Annotated in this window: 22 protein-coding genes and 1 tRNA gene; 14 read left to right on the top strand and 9 right to left on the bottom strand. The window is 67.8% G+C overall.

The genetic code is table 11. The features are described 5' to 3' along the window. Nucleotides 1-111: 111 nt before the first annotated feature. From Q8Q71_RS05255 to lipB, 4 genes are all read right to left on the bottom strand, one after another. Nucleotides 112-702, bottom strand: coding sequence for a mobile mystery protein B (locus Q8Q71_RS05255; RefSeq protein ID WP_305758594.1), 591 nt, complete (start codon nt 700-702; stop codon nt 112-114). Continuing rightward, nucleotides 699-1,157, bottom strand: a complete 459-nt coding sequence (locus Q8Q71_RS05250; protein ID WP_305758593.1) for a mobile mystery protein A — start codon at nt 1,155-1,157, stop codon at nt 699-701. Before Q8Q71_RS05250 ends, Q8Q71_RS05255 begins: the two co-directional genes overlap by 4 nt. A gap of 110 nt (nt 1,158-1,267) precedes the next feature. Continuing rightward, entirely contained in the window at nt 1,268-3,286 is a 2,019-nt protein-coding gene (locus tag Q8Q71_RS05245) for a terminase large subunit domain-containing protein (protein ID WP_305758592.1), read from the bottom strand. 103 nt (nt 3,287-3,389) lie between these two features. Then, complete coding sequence (gene lipB, locus Q8Q71_RS05240) at nt 3,390-4,088, bottom strand: lipoyl(octanoyl) transferase LipB (protein ID WP_305758591.1); 699 nt, start codon at nt 4,086-4,088, stop codon at nt 3,390-3,392. 75 nt (nt 4,089-4,163) lie between these two features. Here lipB and Q8Q71_RS05235 point away from each other — a divergent pair, with 75 nt between their 5' ends. From Q8Q71_RS05235 to Q8Q71_RS05215, 5 genes are all read left to right on the top strand, one after another. Further along, nucleotides 4,164-4,415 (top strand): FliM/FliN family flagellar motor switch protein, encoded by a 252-nt coding sequence (locus tag Q8Q71_RS05235; RefSeq protein WP_305758590.1) that lies wholly within the window; start codon nt 4,164-4,166, stop codon nt 4,413-4,415. A 51-nt stretch (nt 4,416-4,466) separates the two neighbouring features. Further along, nucleotides 4,467-4,553: transfer RNA gene (locus Q8Q71_RS05230), tRNA-Leu, on the top strand. A 59-nt stretch (nt 4,554-4,612) separates the two neighbouring features. After that, the gene (mgtE, locus tag Q8Q71_RS05225; protein ID WP_305758589.1) at nt 4,613-6,025 is read left to right on the top strand and encodes a magnesium transporter; all 1,413 of its coding nucleotides are present in this window, start codon (nt 4,613-4,615) and stop codon (nt 6,023-6,025) included. A 113-nt stretch (nt 6,026-6,138) separates the two neighbouring features. Beyond that, nucleotides 6,139-7,368: a lysozyme gene (locus Q8Q71_RS05220; RefSeq protein ID WP_305758588.1), complete on the top strand. Its 1,230-nt coding sequence runs from the start codon at nt 6,139-6,141 to the stop codon at nt 7,366-7,368. A 36-nt stretch (nt 7,369-7,404) separates the two neighbouring features. Next, the gene (locus tag Q8Q71_RS05215; protein WP_305758587.1) at nt 7,405-8,568 is read left to right on the top strand and encodes an isovaleryl-CoA dehydrogenase; all 1,164 of its coding nucleotides are present in this window, start codon (nt 7,405-7,407) and stop codon (nt 8,566-8,568) included. Here the strand turns inward: Q8Q71_RS05215 and Q8Q71_RS05210 are convergent. Then, nucleotides 8,554-9,066 carry a DUF3617 family protein gene (locus Q8Q71_RS05210; protein ID WP_305758586.1) on the bottom strand — a complete coding sequence of 171 codons (513 nt, stop codon included), beginning with the start codon at nt 9,064-9,066 and terminating at the stop codon, nt 8,554-8,556. The two genes, Q8Q71_RS05215 and Q8Q71_RS05210, sit on opposite strands and share 15 nt — an antisense overlap. Nucleotides 9,067-9,187: 121 nt before the next feature. Between Q8Q71_RS05210 and Q8Q71_RS05205 the strand changes: the two genes are divergently transcribed. From Q8Q71_RS05205 to Q8Q71_RS05195, 3 genes are all read left to right on the top strand, one after another. After that, entirely contained in the window at nt 9,188-9,370 is a 183-nt protein-coding gene (locus Q8Q71_RS05205; RefSeq protein ID WP_305758585.1) for a DUF3008 family protein, read from the top strand. A 58-nt stretch (nt 9,371-9,428) separates the two neighbouring features. Then, nucleotides 9,429-10,064: an exopolysaccharide biosynthesis protein gene (locus tag Q8Q71_RS05200; protein ID WP_305758584.1), complete on the top strand. Its 636-nt coding sequence runs from the start codon at nt 9,429-9,431 to the stop codon at nt 10,062-10,064. Between the two features lie 92 nt (nt 10,065-10,156). After that, nucleotides 10,157-10,789, top strand: a complete 633-nt coding sequence (locus Q8Q71_RS05195) for an exopolysaccharide biosynthesis protein (RefSeq protein ID WP_305758583.1) — start codon at nt 10,157-10,159, stop codon at nt 10,787-10,789. A 53-nt stretch (nt 10,790-10,842) separates the two neighbouring features. Here the strand turns inward: Q8Q71_RS05195 and Q8Q71_RS05190 are convergent, their stop codons facing one another. The 3 genes from Q8Q71_RS05190 to flbT all read right to left on the bottom strand — a co-directional run bounded on the left by Q8Q71_RS05190 (nt 10,843) and on the right by flbT (nt 12,627). Beyond that, nucleotides 10,843-11,670 (bottom strand): flagellin, encoded by an 828-nt coding sequence (locus Q8Q71_RS05190; protein WP_305758582.1) that lies wholly within the window; start codon nt 11,668-11,670, stop codon nt 10,843-10,845. A 200-nt stretch (nt 11,671-11,870) separates the two neighbouring features. After that, complete coding sequence (flaF, locus tag Q8Q71_RS05185) at nt 11,871-12,245, bottom strand: flagellar biosynthesis regulator FlaF (RefSeq protein ID WP_305758581.1); 375 nt, start codon at nt 12,243-12,245, stop codon at nt 11,871-11,873. Beyond that, nucleotides 12,205-12,627, bottom strand: a complete 423-nt coding sequence (gene flbT, locus Q8Q71_RS05180) for a flagellar biosynthesis repressor FlbT (RefSeq protein ID WP_305758580.1) — start codon at nt 12,625-12,627, stop codon at nt 12,205-12,207. The genes flaF and flbT overlap by 41 nt, the downstream gene beginning before the upstream one ends. Before the next feature lie 131 nt (nt 12,628-12,758). Between flbT and Q8Q71_RS05175 the strand changes: the two genes are divergently transcribed. Genes Q8Q71_RS05175 through Q8Q71_RS05165 form a run of 3 tightly spaced genes read left to right on the top strand, consistent with a single transcriptional unit; the run spans nt 12,759 to nt 15,261 of the window. Beyond that, complete coding sequence (locus tag Q8Q71_RS05175) at nt 12,759-14,555, top strand: tetratricopeptide repeat protein (protein ID WP_305758579.1); 1,797 nt, start codon at nt 12,759-12,761, stop codon at nt 14,553-14,555. A 38-nt stretch (nt 14,556-14,593) separates the two neighbouring features. Further along, entirely contained in the window at nt 14,594-15,040 is a 447-nt protein-coding gene (locus Q8Q71_RS05170; protein ID WP_305758578.1) for a hypothetical protein, read from the top strand. An 11-nt stretch (nt 15,041-15,051) separates the two neighbouring features. Continuing rightward, a complete protein-coding gene (locus Q8Q71_RS05165; RefSeq protein WP_305758577.1) occupies nt 15,052-15,261 on the top strand; it encodes a hypothetical protein in 210 nt (69 codons plus the stop codon). A 6-nt stretch (nt 15,262-15,267) separates the two neighbouring features. Here Q8Q71_RS05165 and cysS read toward each other — a convergent pair whose 3' ends face one another. Continuing rightward, entirely contained in the window at nt 15,268-16,677 is a 1,410-nt protein-coding gene (gene cysS, locus Q8Q71_RS05160; protein ID WP_305758576.1) for a cysteine--tRNA ligase, read from the bottom strand. A 113-nt stretch (nt 16,678-16,790) separates the two neighbouring features. Here cysS and folE point away from each other — a divergent pair, with 113 nt between their 5' ends. From folE to Q8Q71_RS05145, 3 genes are all read left to right on the top strand, one after another. Continuing rightward, nucleotides 16,791-17,411 carry a GTP cyclohydrolase I FolE gene (folE, locus tag Q8Q71_RS05155; protein WP_305758575.1) on the top strand — a complete coding sequence of 207 codons (621 nt, stop codon included), beginning with the start codon at nt 16,791-16,793 and terminating at the stop codon, nt 17,409-17,411. 162 nt (nt 17,412-17,573) lie between these two features. Next, nucleotides 17,574-18,014, top strand: coding sequence for a biopolymer transporter ExbD (locus Q8Q71_RS05150; RefSeq protein WP_305758574.1), 441 nt, complete (start codon nt 17,574-17,576; stop codon nt 18,012-18,014). Nucleotides 18,015-18,194: 180 nt separating this feature from the next. Then, nucleotides 18,195-18,626: a biopolymer transporter ExbD gene (locus Q8Q71_RS05145; protein ID WP_305758573.1), complete on the top strand. Its 432-nt coding sequence runs from the start codon at nt 18,195-18,197 to the stop codon at nt 18,624-18,626. Nucleotides 18,627-18,781 lie beyond the last annotated feature (155 nt).

Raw genomic sequence — 18,781 nt, 5'->3', positions numbered from 1 at the left:
CCTTTTGCCATCGCCCCACGATACGCAGCACCTAGGGTCGTAGACAAGAACAACGGTAGAACACGTAGGGCTAGCGCTCATTCACAAGTCCGTACGCGCCAAACAAGCACCTCACCCCCGCACAAACGCCAGCAGCGGCCCCACATCATGCCGGTCCGCCGCCTTCAGCGCGGCGATATAGCGCCGCCGCGTCTCCCCCGGCTCCACCAGACTGTTCCGCCCCCAGCTCAGCGGCGCCACGCCCAGCCGCGTCGCCAGCATGTCAGCCGCCATCCGCGCGTGACGCCCGTTGCCGTTCGGGAACGGATGAATCCGCACCAGCCGATGATGGAAGCGCGCCATCAGTTCGTCCGGCGGCCAGGCGTCATGGTCGACCTCGAACCGCACCGCCTCCAGCAGGGCGTGCAGGTCCATGCCGATCCGCCACGGATCGACGCCGATGTTCTTGCCCGTCTCCCGGAACTTGCCGGCCCACCGCCATACCTGCCCGTACATCTGTTTGTGCAGGGCGATCAGGGGGTCGAACGCCAGAATGTCCCGCCGCCGCGCCGCCGCCCATGTCTGGGCCCTGGCGATGTTGTCGAACTCCGCCCGGTTCAGATCGGCGCGGGTGGTGATCCAGCCGGGGATCAGCCCCTCGCGCTCCTCCGGCGTGAGGGGCGTATTGCCCTCGTCGTCGCCGTCGAACAGCGGATCGGTCACGGCGCCTGCCAAAGCCGCCGGGGTTCCTCGCGGATCAGGGCCTCAATCATCCGCCCGCGCTCGTCCGCGAGCTCGGGATCGCTCAGGGCCTGATTTTCCAGCGCCATGGTGTGGCCCAGCCGGCCGAGACGAACATCGACGACCGTCGCGGCCCGATCGCGCACCGTCTGTTCCAGCGAGGTCTCGGGAACGAGGGCGTAGACCAGACGACAGTTCATCGCCCCGGCGGCCCGCCGAAGCGTGGCCAGGGTCACCGTGTCCTGAACCTCGCCCTTTTCCAGCGCCGAGATGGTGGAAGGATCGACCTTCAGTCGTTCGGCCAGTTGCGTCCCGGTCATGCCCAGGGCCTCGCGCACCGCGCGCACCCACCCCCTGTGCGGGCGCGCGGCGACGTCGCCCTTCAGGGAGGCGAGGCGGTCGTCCAGACTTCGACGGGCGGAAACGAGCGACATCATGACTTGCAGTCCAATTTAATCCAAGCAATTATGGATCATAATCCATATAAATGTCAATTATTTTGTATTATAGTCCATATTCATTCCGGACGTTTCGTCCTTCAACACCGTCACAACCACCGCACCCTCGGCCCCCGCTCCCCCTCCGGCGCGTCGATCAGCAGATCGGTGACCGCCCAGACCAGGGCGTCGGCCCGGTCCAGCGACCCCGCCCCCTCCATCTCGCCGGCGAAGGCCATCAGCTCCTCCTCCAGCGCCGACAGCGGGACCCCGTCCGCCGGGGCGTGCCTGACGCGGCCCTGTTCATAGAGGGCGGCGACGGGTTCGGCGCGGACGCGCTTGCCCCTGCTGGCCCGGACCTCGCGGATGCGCAGGGTGCAGCCGGCGGCCTTGAGCACGGCGCGGACCATGTCGCCGCCCTGGTTGACCTCGGCCACCACGGCCCCGGCGTTGAACTCCCGCGCCGCCTCGACCGCCCGCCGCGCCCACTGGTCGGGGCTGAGCCCGGTCGCCGACCGGTCCGCCAGCACCACCGCCTCGCGCACCCCGTCGGGGCGGCGGCGCGACCCGGCGACGACGATGCCGCAGGCGTCGCCGGCCGCCGTGGCGGTGGGGTCGAGGGCGACGATGATTCTCTCAAACGTCCCTTCTCCGGACGTTCCGTTCCCTTCTCCCCTTGGGGGAGAAGGTGGGCGGCGCAGCCGCTCGGATGAGGGGGCCGTTTCAGCAGGCAACCCGGCGACCGGCGAACCCGAGGCCGGAAGCCCCCTCATCCGGCCCTCGGGGCCACCTTCTCCCCCGAGGGGAGAAGGAACGGCGGATGTGGGATCAGGAACGCGCGCCCCCGCCATCATCTCCGCCGTGAACAGCGCCCCGGCCATGTCCACGATCTGGCCCTCGATCTCCTGCGCCTCGCGCCGCGTCCCGCCGTAGAGGGCGCGCAGCTCCTTCAGAAAACCCGGCGCCAGATGCGCTTCATTGTCGGCCGTTCCCGCGTGACTGAACGCGCACGACGGTTCGTCGCGCAGGCTGATCAGGGCTCGCGTCGGGCGCGGCGTGGTCGTCACCACCAGCCGCGGCGCCGCGCCGTCCGGCCCCGGCAACCTCAACCCCATCCTCAGCAAGGCGAGCGTCTCCCCCGCCCCGCGCGCGCCCACGGCCGGCCAGGCGCAGAACTCGTCGGCCCAGGCGGCGCTGAACTGCGGCCCGCGCAGACTGTCCGGGTCCTCGGCCGAGAAGGCGTGGGCGACGCAGCCGTTGGCGAAGACCAGCCGGCGCCGCGACGGCTCGTAGACGGGCCGCGTGGCGCGGGTCCAGCGCGGCAGGCTCCGCAGGCCCGACGGGCCCTCGATCATCACCTCGCGCACGTCGTGCAGGGTCGGCCCCACCAAGGCCAGCCGGCCGCCGGGGCCGAGCCGCTCCGCCTGGTCGGCCAGCCAGCTGGCCCCGGCCAGGGTCTTGCCCGCCCCGCGCCCGCCGAGGAACAGCCAGGTCGACCAGTCCGAGCCGTCGGCCAGCCGGACCGGCGGGGTCTGGGCCGGGCGCAGGACCAGCGGCGCGGCGAGCGGTTCGTTGTCGTTGGCGGCCGCCGCCCCCGCCCCGGCCTGCGCCCCGAACAGCGGCCCCCCGCCCAGGATGCGCCGGACCGTGAAGACCATCCGCCCCAGGTACGATCCGTTTCGCGCCGCCCCGGTCACGACCGCGTCGCCGAACTGTCGCAGCAGCGACCGCTCGGTCCCCGCCGGGTCCTCGGGGTCGAAGGTGAAGGCCACCTCGGCGCAGACCATGGTCAGGAGCCGCCCGTCCCGGGTCGTCACCGTCAACGGCGGCGGCCCCTTGGCCAGATAGACGGCCCGCTTCCGGTCCCTCTTGCGCATGTTGAATTTCCTCGCATTGCGGTGGATCGAACTGACCGAGACGCCGGCTTCCCCGGCCAGGGCCTTGATCGGCTCCCCCGCCAGATAGCGCTCCAGCAGCGCCCGCCAGCCGTCCCAGCTCATGTCCACCGGACTCTGGCGCAGCGGCCGGTCGTCCGCCGGCGGGCCCTCGAGGGTCTTCTGATCGTGCTTCGTCTCCATGCCCGCCAGTATCGCCCGGGCCGGAACCAGGGCGCGCAAATGACGCTGCAAGGGGGTTCCGGGCGCGGAAAATCAGGGACTTGCGTCCGAAAATCGCTGCGTCTGGAATTTTTTATGTGGCGCCCGGAAAAGCCGGTTTCAGGCGGCCCCGTTTTCAGGCGACGGGGCCGAACAACCGGCGGAAATGGGTCTTCAGGGCCGCGTCGGCCTCGTCCATGGTCGCCGGCACGCCCAGGTCGACCAGGCTGGTGACGCCGTGTTCGGCGATGCCGCAGGGGACGATGCCGCTGAAGTGGTCCAGCTCCGGCTCCACGTTCAGGCTGATCCCGTGGAAGCTGACCCATTTGCGGACCTTGACGCCGATGGCGGCGATCTTGTCCTCGCGCGACCATCCGGGGCCTTTCCGCTCCACCCAGACGCCGACCCGGCCCTCGCGCACCCCGGCGGGGACGCCGAATTCGCCCAGCGCCCCGACGATCCACTGCTCCAGGCCGCGCACGAAGGCGCGCACGTCCTTGCCGCGCTGGTTCAGGTCCAGCATCACATAGGCCACCCGCTGGCCGGGGCCGTGATAGGTGAATTGCCCGCCCCGCCCGCTGCGGTGGACCGGGAAGCGGCCGGCGTCCAGCAGGTCGCCGTCCTTCGACGACACCCCGGCGGTGTAGAGCGGCGGATGCTCCAGCAGCCAGACCTGCTCGCCCGCCCGCCCCTCCGCGATGGCCGCCGCCCGCGCCTCCATGGCCGCGACGGCCTCTTCGTAGGGGACATGGCCGGGCGCGACCGTCCATTCGACCGGCCGGCCGTCGGCGCGGACGAGTTTCGATACGGTTTCGCTTAAGGCTTGGGAAAGCATGACGCCTCCAATGTGGGGGCCGGGAGCGCCATGCAAGTCCAGACCGCCCAGTCACAGTCAGTATTCGAGTCCCCCGTGAGCCAGATCGAAGCCGTCGAAGTCGAGATCTCGGTCGTGCTGGGCCGCTCCGTGCTGCCGATGAGCCAGCTGCTGCGCATGGGCCGCGGGGCGGTGATCCCGCTCGACGCCTCCGAGCACGACGAGGTCTGGATCCTCGCCAACAACCATCCGGTGGCCCGCGGCGAGATCGAGATCCGCGACGACCGCATCGCCATCACCGTCACGCGGCCGGCCGATGTGTACGACTTCATGGCCGGAGCCGCTTGATACGGCTTGGCAGCCGCCCATCTCTCCGCTATCAGCCCCCCTCCGATGCGAGCGGTCGTGGCGGAATTGGTAGACGCGCAGCGTTGAGGTCGCTGTTCCCTAACCGGAGTGGAAGTTCGAGTCTTCTCGACCGCACCATCGTTTTTTTACAGGGTAGATCAACGACTTATCGCTGATATCAGGCAGGGAGGCCTCGCGTGACTACCGCACCAACCGCCCCCCTGCCGCCTGCCTCCCCCGCCGACATCGAACACGAAGCCCTGGACGAGGACTACGTCCTGACGGCCGCCTTCGTCGAGAAGGTCGTCGACGCCTCCGACGCCGGCGACGGCCTCAAGCTCCGCTCCCTGCTGGAAGACCTGCACCCGGCCGACGTCGCCGACCTGATGGGCTTCCTGACCGCCGAGCACCGCGCCGTCGTGGTCCTGTGGCTTCCGCCGGACCTGCTGGCCGACACCCTGCCCGAGCTGGACGACGGCATCCGCGAGGAGGTGCTGGAGCGCGTTCCGCACCTGACCCTGGCCGAGGCCCTGCAGGAACTGGATTCCGACGACGCCGCCGCGGTGGTCGAGGACCTCGAGGACGACCAGCGCGAACGCGTCCTGGCCGCCATGCCCGAGGTCGACCGGGCCGCGATCGAAAGCTCGCTGGGCCACGCCGAGGACTCCGCCGGCCGCCTGATGCAGCGCGAGGTGATGGCCGCGCCCCAGTTCTGGAACGTCGGCGACACCATCGACCACATCCGCAAGCAGGGCGAGGATCTGCCCGAGCTGTTCTTCGACATCTATGTGGTCGATCCGACCAACCGGCCCGTGGGCGGCATCGCCGTCAGCAGCCTGCTGCGCGCCCCCCGCACCGCCGCCCTGTCCGACATCATGGAGCCGATCAACGAGATCGCCGTCGACCAGGACCAGGAGGAGGTCGCCTACATCTTCGAGAAATACCACCTGATCTCGGCCCCGGTCATCGACGCGGCGGGCCGGCTGGTGGGCCAGATCACCGTCGACGACATCGTCAACATCATCCAGGAAGAGAACCGCGAGGACATCCTGCGCCTGGCCGGCGTCTCCGACGAGGATCGGGGCTCGTCCGTGTCCGAGATCGTGCGCGGCCGCGTGCCCTGGCTGGCGATCAATCTGGCGACGGCGGTTCTGGGCGCCAGCGTCATCGCCTTCTTTGGCGCGACCATCAAGGAGATCGTGGCCCTGGCCGTGCTGATGCCCATCGTCTCGGCCATCGGCGGCAACGCCGGCACCCAGGCCCTGACCGTGACGGTCCGCGCCCTGGCGACGCGCGAACTGAACAGCTCCAACGCCCCGCGCACCTTCCGGCGCGAGCTGGCGGTGGGGCTGGCCAACGGCCTGGTGCTGGCTCCCCTGATCGGCAGCGCGGCCGCCCTCTGGTCGGGCCACTGGCGTATCGGGGCGGTGATCGCGGTCTCGATGGTGCTGAATCTCCTGGTGGCCGCCACGGTCGGGGTGCTCACGCCCCTGACCCTGTCGAAGCTGAAGTTCGACCCGGCCGTGTCCTCAGCGGTGTTCGTGACGGCGACGACGGACTTTTTCGGTTTCCTGATCTTCCTGGGTCTCGCAACCATCGTGTTGCTGTAAACCCGGCGCGGCCCTTGCTGGCTCTCTCGTCGGGCGAGCGCGCCCGTCTCGATTTGGGTCAATCCGTGTCCGCAGCGACCACGCCACGTCTTAAGGTCTCCCGCGAGGGGATCGTGCTCATCAAGAGCTTCGAAGGCTTCCGTCCGCGCGCCGTGCGCGGCGAGGATGGTCGCTGGGTCATCGGCTATGGCCATACGGCCTCGGCCCGGGAGGGTCTGACGGTCGGCGAGCCCGACGCCGAACTGCTGTTGCAGTACGACCTGTTGCCCGTGGTACGGGCGCTGAACGAACGGGCGCCCGCCGACCTGAACCAGCACCAGTTCGACGCCTTGGCCAGTTTCGCCATTTCGGTCGGTGTCGAACGCTTCCTGGCCTCGGATGTGCTGCAGAGACTCAATGAGGGTCTGGCCGGAGAGGCCGCGGACGCCCTGATCGGCTGGCCCGAAGCCATAGCGCCCGACGACCGGCTGCGTCGCCGGGCGGCCGAGCGGGCGCTGTTCGTGGCCGACCCCGCGGCCTCTGTCACCCTGGCCGAACTGCTGGCCGCCCCCCTGCCCCCACCCCCGATCGAATCCCCCGTCGAACCGACGGCGGAGACTTCCGCCGATGCACGGGCCGCTGCGGTCGCCGCCCTCCTCGGCGAAGCCCCGGCCATCCCCGTCCTTCCGGAACCGTCGTGGGCGCCCGAGGAGCCCGCCTTCTCGCCTCCGGCCTTCAAGCCCGTCGACGCGGTGACGACGGTCAACCTGAACCGCTATTCGCCCTATGCGGCCGCGATCATTGGTCCATTGCCCGGCTTCGAGGCCACGGCCCCTGAAGCGCCCGCCCCGCAGGCGGTCGCGGAGCCCGATCCGGAGCCAGAGACTAATCCTACGCCGGTTCCGGACGAACCGTCGGCTCCGGTCGTCCCGCTGACCTCGGCCTCGCCGGCCGACTCGCCCTTTCCGCCCATGGATCAGGCCCTGGTGCTGACGCCTGCAACCGAGGCCGACTTCGTCGAGGCGGCCCGTCCGGCCTGGACATCCGACCAGAGGGAGGCGACGCCCCCCGCCGAGGAAACGGTCCTGTTCGAGGACGAGCCGACCCTTTCGGTGCTGCGGCACGAGGTCGAACCAACCAGACCGCGTCGCTTCGACTGGAGCGAGACCGGCGCCTTCCTGATTATGGGCGGCGTCGGCCTGGCCGCCTGCACGGCCTCGGCGGCGGCCTTCCGGTTGTCGGTCGAACAGCCATCCCCCATGGGCGAGACAACGGTCATCGCCTGGGCCCTGGCCGTGATCGGCGTGATCTGCGTCGGGGTGTCATCGTGGAACCTGTATGTCCGCTGGGGCAGGCCGAGCTGACTTTGCCTCGACGGCGGGCGGTGCTACGCCGCCGCCATGAGCATTCCCAACGCCCCCCAATCGATGGAATTCGGCCTCGGCGAGAACGCCGACGCCATCCGCGACACCACCGCCCGCTGGGCCGCCGACCGGCTGGCGCCGCACGCCGCCGAGATCGACGAAACCAACAAATTCCGCCGCGAGCTGTGGCCCGAGATGGGCGAATTGGGCCTTCACGGCATCACGGTCGAGGAAGAGTACGGCGGCCTCGGCCTCGGCTATCTCGAACACGTCGTGGCCATGGAGGAGGTGTCGCGCGCCTCGGCCTCGATCGGCCTGGCCTACGGGGCCCACTCCAATCTGTGCGTCAACCAGATCCGGCGCTGGGGGACTGACGAGCAGAAACGCAAATATCTGCCGAAGCTGATCTCGGGCGAGCACGTCGGCTCTCTGGCCATGTCGGAAGCCGGCTCGGGCTCCGATGTCATGTCGATGCGCACCCAGGCCCGCAAGGACGGCGACCGCTACGTCCTGAACGGCACGAAATTCTGGATCACCAACGCCCCCCACGCCGAGACTCTGGTGGTCTACGCCCGCACCGGCGAGGGCAGCGGCGGCGTCACCGCCTTCCTGATCGAGAAGGGCATGAAGGGCTTCAGCGTCTCGAAGAAGCTGGACAAGATGGGCATGCGCGGGTCGGACACCGCCGAACTGGTGTTCGAGGACTGCGAGGTTCCGGAGGAGAACGTCATGGGCCCGGTCGGCGGCGGCGCAGGCGTGCTGATGAGCGGCCTGGACTATGAGCGCACCGTCCTGTCCGCTGGTCCGCTGGGCATCATGCAGGCGGCGCTGGACGTCGTCCTGCCCTATGTTCGCGAGCGCAAACAGTTCGGCAAGCCCATCGGCTCGTTCCAGCTCATGCAGGCCAAGGTCGCCGACATGTACGTCGCCCTGAACAGCGCCCGTGCCTATGTCTATGCTGTCGCCCGCGCCTGCGACCAGGGCAAGACCACTCGCTACGACGCCGCCGGCGCCATCCTGCTGGCGTCCGAGAATGCGGTGAAGGTCAGCCTCGAGGCCGTCCAGGCCCTCGGCGGCGCCGGCTACACCAAGGAATGGCCCGTCGAACGTCTGGTCCGCGACGCCAAGCTCTACGACATCGGCGCCGGGACAAACGAGATCCGGCGCTTCCTGATCGGGCGCGAACTACTGGGCGGCTGACGCCACCGGGCAGTCGCCCAGCCGCTCCGCCATCATGGTCATGGTTCGCGTCCCCGGCTCCGGCGCGGGCGTCGGCGTCGTCGTGCTGGTAATCACCATGGTGTAGCGGCGCGAGAAGTCGCCCGAGACGCGCATGTCCGTTTGGGTGCGGACGCCCGCGTCCGAGGTGCAGATCGAATGGCCCACCATGGCGTCGCCCTCGCGGCGGAATGACTGGTTGCTGCAGGTCATGCCCGGCATCTGGCTGGCCGGATCCTGCGGGGATTCGAATTTTTCATCGGTCATGCAGGTTTCGACCACCGGCGCGGCCATCCCCTCGGGCAAGCCGTCGACCTGCATGGTCACGCGCCACAATCCGGGCGTGGGACCGTCCGGCAGGCCCGCGACCGACGGCGCCGCCGCTTCATCCGCCTTGTCGCCGTTGACCGCCTCGCCGCCCGAGCCGCAGGCCGCCAGCATCAGGGCCGCCGCGCCCGCAAACAGGATGTGGGTCCGCATGTCGATCGCTCCAAGTGTCCGTCGGACCGGTCCGATGTCCCAACATACCACCGTTTGGCGCGGGAAAGGGAACCCGGCCGATCCGCGCCGGTTTTCCTGTTCGCGAAAAAGGAGCTACGCCATGCCAGCCAAATCCGCCGCCCAGCAGAAGGCCGCTGGCGCCGCCCTGTCGGCCAAGCGCGGCGACACGCCCAAGTCCGAGCTGAAGGGCGCGTCGAAGTCGATGCTGTCGATGACCGAGAAGCAACTCGAGGAATTCGCCCACACCAAACGCAAGGGCAAGCCCGAGCACGTGAAACACTGATCGCGCCCGTAGCGTGAGCAAGGATGACGCATCCCGGTCGCACCGATAGCGTCCGCGCATGACCCTGATCGAGACCTCGACCGGCCGGCCGCGCGCGTTTTCGGAGGTGCTGGCCATTCTGGCGGCGCGCCGCGCCGAAAAGCTCTGCCTGGGCGAGGTCGTCGAAGCGTTCGGGGACCGGGCCTTCGGGCCGGTGATGTTCTTTTTCGCCCTGATCAACCTGCTCCCCTGGCCGCCAGGGGGAACCACCCTGACCGGAGCGCCGCTGCTGCTGCTGTCGATGGAGCTGGCCTGGGGCCGCGACACCCTCTGGATTCCGCGATGGGCCGAGCGGGTCTCGATCAACCGAAGCGCCTTTCGCAAGCTCAGCGGCCGGTTGGCCAGGCCCGTTCGCTGGAGCGAGCGGTTGTCGCGGCCACGCCTGTATTTCCTGACCGGCGGCTTCGGCCAGGGCCTGATCGGCCTGGCCTGCCTGTTCCTGTCGGCTGTACTGGTGCTGCCGATCTTCGGCGGCAATCTGATTCCCGCCGTCGCGATCGCCTTCTTCTCGCTGGGCGTGATCCAACGGGACGGCCTGGCGGTCCTGCTGGGCTGGCTGACCACCGCGTTCGCCGTGGCCATCCTGTTCCTCGCGTGGAAGCTCATCGTGGCCGGGCTCCAACAGGGACTGGGATGGATCGCAGGACTGGTCTGAGGCTGCGCCCGCGTTGAGGATTGACGTTTGTTAAGTGGCGCGGGGACGCGGTCGCGCCTAGATCGAGTCATCAATGCCCGGACCCGTCGCCGATGCCCGACTATGACTATCAGAGCGACAGCCGGTCCTTCTCGCAGGTGATCGAGGACATCGGCGCCAAGGAAGACCCGAAGCTCTATCTGGGTGAACTGATCAACGCGTTCGGCGAGCGCGGCTTCGGCGCCCTGATGCTGTTCTTCGGCCTGCTGAACATCGCCATCGGCATCATTCCGGGAACGACGACGATCCTGGGCGCTCCCCTGTTGCTGATGGGCCTGCAGCTGATGGTGCGCCAAGACCAGTTATGGCTGCCCAAATGGGCCCTGCGCCGCTGGATCGAACGCGAGACCTACCGGCATGGTGTGGAGAAGGTGCTGCCCCGGCTCAGAATGGTGGAACGGCTTTCCAGGCCGCGCCTCTCGATCATGACCAGCGAGGTGTCGGAGGTTCTGATCGGCGTCGCCACGGTGGTATTGGCGTTCATCCTGATCCTGCCCATCTGGGGCGGAAATCTGGTGCCGGCCCTGATCATCTCCACCTTCGGCTTCGGCCTCATGCAGCGGGACGGGGTGGTGGTGCTGGTCGGCTGGGGCGGCGTGGCGGGAGTCTGCGTCTTCGTCTGGGTTGCGTGGGAGATCGTCAGCCGCGCTTTCCTGGCGATCTATCAGACGACCGGTCTGGGCTGAAAGCACGAGACGCCGGAGAGGTCTCCCCCTCCGGCGCCTGCGAGAACCTGAAACTACTGGAACAGCGACAGCACGAGCTGCGGAGTCTGGTTGGCGATTCCCAGAGCCTGAACCCCCAGTTGCTGCTTCGTCTGCAGGGCCTGGAGCTTGGCGCTTTCCTTCGCCAGATCGGCGTCGACAAGGTTGCCCACTCCCGCCTCCAGCGCATCCGTCAGCTTGCTGACGAAGGTGTTGTGGGTCGAAAGCGCCTTCGACTTGGTGCCCAGCCGCGCGAGCGAAGCCGAAACCAGATCGATGGAAGCGGTCACGACCGTGAGGGACGCGATCGCCTTTGTCAGCGTGTCGATCGACTGCGTCGTGGCCACGGTGACGTTGGATCCGCCCAACGCGAGCACCTCGGCCCCCACGGTGAGAGAAGAGGTTCCGGCGACATTGGCCAGGGCGGCGAAACCGGTGGCGCCGGTGTTCAGCAGGTTGACCCCGTTGAATTCGGCATTGCCGGTGACCGACGCGATCTGGTCACGCAGGGACTTGAAATCCTCGTTCAGCGCGGCCCGCGCCGAAGTCTTCAGCGACGAATCGGTCGCCGCCAGGGCCTTCTCCTTCATCTGCAGCAAGAGGTCGGAGACCGTCTCGCCCGCCGCCAGCGCCACATCCACCGCGGCGATGCCCCGGTCGAGCGACTGTTTCACCGCGCTCAAAGCCCCGATATCGGCCCGTTGCCCCTGGGCGATGGCCCAGATGGCTCCATTGTCCTTGGCGCTCGACACAGACTTGCCGGTGTTGATCCGGTTCTGCGTGATCGCCAGGGAGGCGTTGGTCGCGTTCAGGTTCTGGAGTGCGATTTGCGCACCCGTATTCGTATTGACCGACATAACCATCGGCTGTCCTTCCATTCTGGTCGGGTGAAGAACGGCCTTCTGGCCGTCGAACCAGTTCTGGTTCGCGCACGGCCCCGCAAGGTTCGGGCCGCGCCCGGCTGCAAACAAAGATGAATAGTTTCAAGTAGTTGTTCGGTACGAACCCGGAACCCGGCAGGTCTGACCGGGCGGCCGGTCGCCGCTTGCCTACCGTCGGACGATCAGGCCGCCTGTTGCGCGCCGGGGCCCGGTCCCGCCAGGCCCTGCATGACCATCTTGTTGATGTCGATGAGAGCCTCGAAGTCGTCCTCGCCGCGCATGATCGTCGAGGAGTGACGGCTGACGAACAGGCTGATCGAGATGATCTGGGCCCGCAGCGCCTTGTCCATGCCATTGTCGGGATTGGCGCAGTCGGTGGCCAGCGCCGACCACAGGCGCCGATTCCAGTCGAGGGCGTCGATGCGGGTGGCGACGTCGGACGGATCGACCGTCGAGGCGTGCATCAGCGCCCGGGTCACCTGCCCGAACAGCCGATACTCCATCTCACGCGGGTTTTCAGTCCGCGTGGCCGCGGTCTTGTACGCCTGCAGCGACATTCGCCAGACCTTCCTCGTAATCAACCAGTTTTCGCGCGGCCATCAGCGCCTTGTAGTATTCGCGCGCCATCACGTGCCGCGAGGCGTCGACGCAATCGGCCAGGACCTGCGGATTGCGCGACGCTCCCATGAATTCGGTCAGGCGCCGGGCGAACTCGTCGTAGACCTTGGGCGCGCCGGCCTCGTCCAGGTACATCATCATGACCGGGAAATAGATCCGCTTCGCCGGGGTGTTGACGTCCCCGGGCTGGAGGATGTCCTTCTCGCGCAGCACCGACGCCTTGTTCTGAAGGATCAGAACGCCGCGGCGATCGCCATTCTGGACCACGGCTCCGTTGAGCACGAATTTCTCGCCGGGCTTCAGGGACAGCTTGAGCGGCATTTGCGGGAGTGTCTCCTGGCGGGCTCGCGACGACGTTAGGAAGCCGGGAACGAACGCAGGTTAAACAGACGTGGTTAACCATGTCTTGTGACCCGGCCGGCAATCGTCGCGGATCACCTCAGGATCGTTCCATGTCCGCAGCCGAACTGGCTCCCGAACTCGTCCATGCGATGGCCCCCGCGGCCCAGGGCGTCGTCGGCGATTCCGCCTCGCCCGAAGCCCTTCGGAAGCTGTCACGCCAGTTGGCCAGCCCGAAACTGGCGGTGAAGGCCCAGCGCAAGGCGCTGGAGAAGCTGAAGGCCGCCCTGATGGCGATCCGCGCCGGCGACTTCGCCCTGGGCGCCCGGCGGGCGCTGGACGCGCTGCGGATCGACGAAACCAACGGCCTGGCCTGGCATGTGCTGGCCATATGCCGCGAGAAGTCGGGCGACCTGGGCCAGGCCCTGCTGGCCTATGAGGCGGCGCTGAAGCTGCTGCCCAACGAAACCGACGTGGCCCACGACCTGGGTCGGCTGGCGCAGCAGATGGGCTATCTCGACATCGCCGAGAAGCTGCTTCTGAAATACCTGGCGGCCGATCCCGGCCACGTCGAGGCGACCAACAACCTGGCCTGCGTGCAGCGGGACCAGAAACGCTACGGCGACGCGGTCGAAACCCTGAGGGCCCTGCTGGGGGTAGAGCCCGAATCGCCGGTGCTGTGGAACACGCTGGGTACGGTGCTGAGCGACCAGGGCGACATGACAACCGCCCTGACCTTCTTCGAGGAGGCGTTGCGGCACGATCCCGGCTTCGCCAAGGCCCGTTACAACCGCGCCAACGCCCGCCAGCCGCTGGGCGACGCCCTCGGCGCGCTGGAGGATCTGGACGCCGCCCTGCCCGGCGCCGAGAGCCCCTATGAGCGGGCCATGATGACCATGGCCCGGGCCCTGCAGCTGATGGCCCTGGGGCGCATTCCCGAAGGCTTCGAAGCCTATGATGTGCGTCTGGATCCGCATCTGCCGGAAGCCATGCGGGTGGCCGTCGACGCCCCGCGCTGGGACGGCGCGGTCGGGGAGATGGCGGGGCGACGGCTGCTGATCCTCGGCGAACAGGGCATCGCCGATGAGATGCTGTTCGGAACCTGCGTCGGCGACGCCATCGAGGCGGTCGGGCCGGAGGGCAAGGTGTTCATCGCGGTGGAGCCGCGATTGGTCGCCCTGTTCCAGCGCGCCTTCCCGACGGCGGTGGTCGGCGGGCACAGGGCCGTCAAACTGGAGGGGCGGATCACTCGCTATGTCCCCTTCCTGGAGGCGATGGAAGACGGCGAGGGCGCGGTCGACGCCTGGATCCCGATGGCCTCGATGCTGGCCCTGTTCCGCCCGTCCATCGACCGCTTCCCGGACCGGCGCGGCTATCTGGCCGCCGATCCTGGCAGGATCGCGCACTGGAAGGCCGAACTGGAGAAGCTGGGCCCGGGCCTCAAGGTGGGCCTGCACTGGAAGAGCCTGGTGCTGACCGGATCAAGAGCCCGCTATTTCTCGGGCTTCGAACGCTGGCGACCGGTCCTGGAGACACCGGGCGCGGTGATGGTCAATCTGCAGTGCGGCGACGTCGCCGAGGATCTGGCCGCGGCCGAAACGGCCGGGGTGTCGATCTGGACTCCGCCCATCGATCTGAAGGACGACCTGGAGGATGTGGCCGCCCTGTCCGTCGCGCTGGACCTGGTCATCGGCCCGGGCATCGCGGGGACCAACCTGGCCGCGGCGGTCGGCGGAACGGCCTGGATGGTAACCGCTCCGGACGACTGGCATTTCCTGGCGACGGACAAATATCCGTTCTATCCGCACCTGCGCTATTTCCCCCGCGACAGCTTCGATGGCTGGGAGGACGCCATCGGTCGCATCCGCGCCGCGCTCGACGACGCGGTGAAGACGGGGAACGCCGGATAGCGGCGCAGCGTTGACCTTCCGAACAGGGAGGTGACGGCATGCCCGAGATCGACGGTTATTCGGACGATCAGGAACAGTCGGAAGTCTATGACGAAACCCACATCGACGATGAGGGCGACGGCGACATCCTGCCGGACGAGGCCGATCCGGTGCTGGACGTCACCCAGGCCGACGGCGACGCCGACGAGGAAGAATTCGACGAGGACGAGGAAGCCGATCTGGACGATGAGCTCGGGGCTTCGGGCATCGAGGCCGAGGCCGACGCCCTGCTGGGCGTGGACGGGCAGCGGCTGACCGAGATCGACGGCGAGAGCGGCGGCCAGCGCGGCCCCGACGAGGTCGAACTGGTTTACACCGGTCTCATGCGAAACGTCCGCGGCGCCCAGGCCAGCGCCGCCCACTGGGAGGCCAAACGTCTTTCCGATGACGACATCGCCGGCCTGGGATACGGGCCCGACGGCGACGAAGACCATCCAGCGAAATAAGGAGGGCGGCCATGACCACCCAGACGCACAAATCCGATCATCAGCAGGCCCCTGCCGACGATATCCCCCACGCCCGCAAGGCGGAGCGGGAACAGGGCAAGCCGGATCAGCTCTGCGAAGAGGAGCGTAACGTGGAAGACCGCCAGGAAGCGTTGCTGGACGAGGGCCTCGAGGAGACCTTCCCGGCCAGCGACCCGGTGTCGGCCAAGAGGATTACCTGATCCGCCTCAACCCCTGACCCGCCAGGTCGCTCCGGCCGGGCCGTCCATCACCACGACATTCAACGCGTTGAGCCGGTCCCGAATACGGTCGGCCTCGGGCCAGTCCTTGCCGGCGCGGGCGGCGGCGCGCTGTTCCAGCAGGGTCTCGACCTCGGCCTTGAAGGCGTCGTCGACCCCGGCGTCGAACCAGGTCGCCGGCTCGGCCTGAAGCACCCCCAGGATGGCTGCGGCGGCGATCAGCTCACCCTTGGCGCGGGCCACGACGCCGTGATCGCCGGCCGTCATGGCGCGCTCGATCTCGCTGGACAGGGCGAACAGGGTCGCCATGGCGCCCGGCGTGTTGATGTCGTCCTCGATGGCCTTGAGGAAGTCCTCGGGCGGCTCGTCGCCATTGGCCTCGACCCCGGCAGCCCGGTGCAGCGCCCCATACAGCCGATCCAGCGCCTTGCGGCTCTGGTCCAGCAGCGACTGGTTCCAGTCCAGCGGCTGGCGATAGTGGGCGCTCAGCAGGGCCCAGCGGACCACCTCGCCCGGGATGTTCCGGACCAGATCATGCAGCAGCAGGACGTTGCCGATCGACTTGGACATCTTCTCCGCGTCGACGGTCAGGAAGCCGTTGTGCATCCAGTAGCGGCTGTATTCCGCGTGCGGGTCCGGCTCATGCGCATGGCCGTGGGCGCAGACGCCCTGGGCGATCTCGTTCTCGTGGTGCGGAAAGACCAAATCGATGCCGCCGCCGTGGATGTCGATCGGCAGGCCCAGCGTCTCCTCGATCATGGCCGAGCATTCGATATGCCAGCCCGGCCGCCCCTCGCCCCATGGCGACGGCCACGCCGGCTCGCCCTCTTTCGAAGGCTTCCACAGCACGAAGTCGTGCGGATTCTTCTTGTAGGGCGCCACCTCGACCCGGGCGCCCGCGATCATGTCGTCCAGGTTCCGGCCGGACAGCCGGCCATAGGTCTCGTAGGACGAGACGTCGAACAGCACATGGCCCTCGGCCGCATAGGCGCAGCCCTGGTCCATGATCGCGCCGATCTGGGCGACGATGGCGTCCATATGGTCGGTGACATGGGGCGCGATGTCCGGCGGCGACACGTTCAGCCGGCTCATGTCCTCCAGATAGGCCGCCTCGTAACGGGCGGTGACCTCACCTATGGGCGTGCCCTCACGGGCGGCCTTCTGGTTGATCTTGTCGTCCACGTCGGTGACGTTGCGGGCATAGATGACCTTGTCCGCGCCGTAAGTCCGGCGCAGCAGTCGCACCAGGACGTCGAACACCACCGGCGGGCGGGCATTGCCGATATGGGCGAAATCATAGACCGTCGGGCCGCAGACATAGAGGGTCACCCGCTCCGGGTCGCGCGGCTCGAACACGCGCTTTTCGCGGTGAAGGGTGTCGTAGATCGTCAGCGGCATGGGGAGTCTTTGCGGGAGAGTTTTCTTGCGGCACGGACCGGCGGTCCCATATACGCCGCCAAGCTGATAAAGAGTCCCCCGCGACTTACAAAGCCGCGCGTTCGAGAATCCCCATGAGCCTTACCCCCGCCAAGCCTGTTCTGGTCGGCGAGAACGACCTGCCCAAGCGCCGCCCGTCGCGGGAGGAAGCCCTGAAGGCTGTCCGCACCCTGCTGGCCTGGGCCGGCGACGATCCCGACCGTCCGGGTCTGATCGATACGCCGAAACGGGTCGTGGACGCGTACGGCGAATGGTTCGACGGCTATGACGCCGATGTCGAAAAGGAGCTGTCGCGCACCTTCGAGGACGTTCAGGGCTACGACGACATGGTGTTGCTGCGCGACATCGAGGTCGAGAGCCATTGCGAACACCACATGGCTCCCTTCCTGGGCAAGGCCTATGTCGCCTACATCCCGGCGGAGAAGGTGGTGGGCATCTCAAAGCTGGCCCGGGTAGTCGAAATCTTCGCCCGGCGGCTGCAGACCCAGGAAACCCTGACCCAGTTGATCGCCGAAGCCATCGAATCGAATCTTCAGCCGGCCGGCGTCGCCGTCCTGATCGACGCGGAACACCAGTGCATGACCACCCGCGGCGTGCATCACCGCCACGTTTCGACCATCACCACCCGGTTCACTGGCGCCTTCAAGTCCGACGCCGCGCTGAAGGATCGCTTTCTGAAGCTGGCCAAGGGCTGATCGGCTCGCCTGACAGGCGTATTTGAGACAATCCAGAGGGTATGGAACCCCAAGCCGCCCGAACCCGCTTTACAAGCCGGTTCCGGGACGCCAAGAGACGAACCGAACGTCATAGCTTGGCTCGCCGCCGTCGCGGCGCGCCGGATGGAGAGACTGAAGCACATGGGCTCCAAACTTTCAGGTCCCGGCGGCCAGGGCGGCAAGACCATCGAGCAGAACGCGGACATCAACGTCACGCCGTTCGTCGACATCATGCTGGTGCTGCTGATCATCTTCATGGTCGCCGCGCCGCTGGCCACCGTTTCGATCCGCCTCGACCTGCCGCCGGCGACGCCGCCGGATCCGAACGAAGTTCCGAAGGAACCGGTGTACATCACCATCCAGGACACCGGCTCGATCTTCCTGGCCGATCGCCAGACCACGATCGAAACCCTGGCCGCCGACGTCTGCGTGGCCCTGGCCGTTCCGACCAACTGCCGCGAAGAGCGCATCTTCGTGCGCGCCCAGCCGGAAGTGAAATATGACCAGTTCATGGAAGTCATGAACACCCTGCAGGAGAACGGCTACTTCAAGGTCGGCCTGCTGAACGAAGACATCGAATAGACGTCTCGCCGCGCTGAATGATCGAGGGCCGCGTCCGCAGGGACGCGGCCCTTTTTCCTTGGTCGCGGTTGTCGGCCCTTCGGGACCTCCCGACCCGATTGCGGCCCGACGAAAACTCCGCCTTCAAAAAGTCGCGGCCAAGGTTGGAACTGCCCGGATCAACCACGGGAGTGACCAGTCATGGGCGCACGACTTTCCGGCCCCTCGGGCCAGGGCGGCGGGACCATCGAGCAGAATGCGGACATCAACGTCACGCCGTTCGTCGACATCATGCTGGTGCTGCTGATCATCTTCATGGTCGCCGCGCCGCTGGCCACCGTTTCGATCAAACTGGACCTGCCGCCGCCGCCACTCGACGTCGTCGAGCCGAAGGAGCCGGTCTACGTCACCGTCCAGACATCGGGCGCCCTGTTCATCGCCGACCGGCCGACGACGATGGAGACCCTTGCCGCCGACGTCTGCGCGGCACAGGCCGTGACCAACTGCCGGGACGAGCGGGTCTTCGTCCGGGCCCAGCCGGACGTGACCTACGACCGCTTCATGACGGTCATGAACGCGCTGCAGGCCAACGGCTTCCACCAGGTCGGCCTGCTCAACGAGGACATCGAGTAGCCGGCGTCCGTTACTGGACGGACTGGCGCGGCGGCGCGGGGGTCTCGGCGGCGGGGGCCTGATACGGACGTTCGCCGGCGGCCTCGGCCGGCGCCGGGGCAGTCGCGGCGGGAGCCGGAGCGCGCGTCGCCGGACGGGGCGCCGGGCGCCTGGCC

This window comes from Brevundimonas sp., from assembly GCF_030704825.1.
GTDB lineage: Bacteria > Pseudomonadota > Alphaproteobacteria > Caulobacterales > Caulobacteraceae > Brevundimonas.
This window is presented reverse-complemented; position numbering and strand designations above follow the sequence as displayed.

Excerpts from the sequence above, each read along its gene's own strand:
- Q8Q71_RS05195 (WP_305758583.1), top strand. The coding sequence starts at position 10,157 with ATGCCCGACTATGACTATCAGAGCGACAGCCGGTCCTTCTCGCAGGTG.
- cysS (WP_305758576.1), bottom strand. The coding sequence starts at position 16,677 with ATGCCGCTGACGATCTACGACACCCTTCACCGCGAAAAGCGCGTGTTC.
- Q8Q71_RS05170 (WP_305758578.1), top strand. The coding sequence starts at position 14,594 with ATGCCCGAGATCGACGGTTATTCGGACGATCAGGAACAGTCGGAAGTC.
- Q8Q71_RS05250 (WP_305758593.1), bottom strand. The coding sequence starts at position 1,157 with ATGATGTCGCTCGTTTCCGCCCGTCGAAGTCTGGACGACCGCCTCGCC.
- Q8Q71_RS05145 (WP_305758573.1), top strand. The coding sequence starts at position 18,195 with ATGGGCGCACGACTTTCCGGCCCCTCGGGCCAGGGCGGCGGGACCATC.
- flaF (WP_305758581.1), bottom strand. The coding sequence starts at position 12,245 with ATGTCGCTGCAGGCGTACAAGACCGCGGCCACGCGGACTGAAAACCCG.
- Q8Q71_RS05215 (WP_305758587.1), top strand. The coding sequence starts at position 7,405 with ATGAGCATTCCCAACGCCCCCCAATCGATGGAATTCGGCCTCGGCGAG.
- Q8Q71_RS05175 (WP_305758579.1), top strand. The coding sequence starts at position 12,759 with ATGTCCGCAGCCGAACTGGCTCCCGAACTCGTCCATGCGATGGCCCCC.
- flbT (WP_305758580.1), bottom strand. The coding sequence starts at position 12,627 with ATGCCGCTCAAGCTGTCCCTGAAGCCCGGCGAGAAATTCGTGCTCAAC.
- Q8Q71_RS05210 (WP_305758586.1), bottom strand. The coding sequence starts at position 9,066 with ATGCGGACCCACATCCTGTTTGCGGGCGCGGCGGCCCTGATGCTGGCG.
- Q8Q71_RS05150 (WP_305758574.1), top strand. The coding sequence starts at position 17,574 with ATGGGCTCCAAACTTTCAGGTCCCGGCGGCCAGGGCGGCAAGACCATC.
- Q8Q71_RS05190 (WP_305758582.1), bottom strand. The coding sequence starts at position 11,670 with ATGGTTATGTCGGTCAATACGAATACGGGTGCGCAAATCGCACTCCAG.
- Q8Q71_RS05205 (WP_305758585.1), top strand. The coding sequence starts at position 9,188 with ATGCCAGCCAAATCCGCCGCCCAGCAGAAGGCCGCTGGCGCCGCCCTG.
- Q8Q71_RS05165 (WP_305758577.1), top strand. The coding sequence starts at position 15,052 with ATGACCACCCAGACGCACAAATCCGATCATCAGCAGGCCCCTGCCGAC.
- folE (WP_305758575.1), top strand. The coding sequence starts at position 16,791 with ATGAGCCTTACCCCCGCCAAGCCTGTTCTGGTCGGCGAGAACGACCTG.
- lipB (WP_305758591.1), bottom strand. The coding sequence starts at position 4,088 with ATGCTTTCCCAAGCCTTAAGCGAAACCGTATCGAAACTCGTCCGCGCC.
- Q8Q71_RS05200 (WP_305758584.1), top strand. The coding sequence starts at position 9,429 with ATGACCCTGATCGAGACCTCGACCGGCCGGCCGCGCGCGTTTTCGGAG.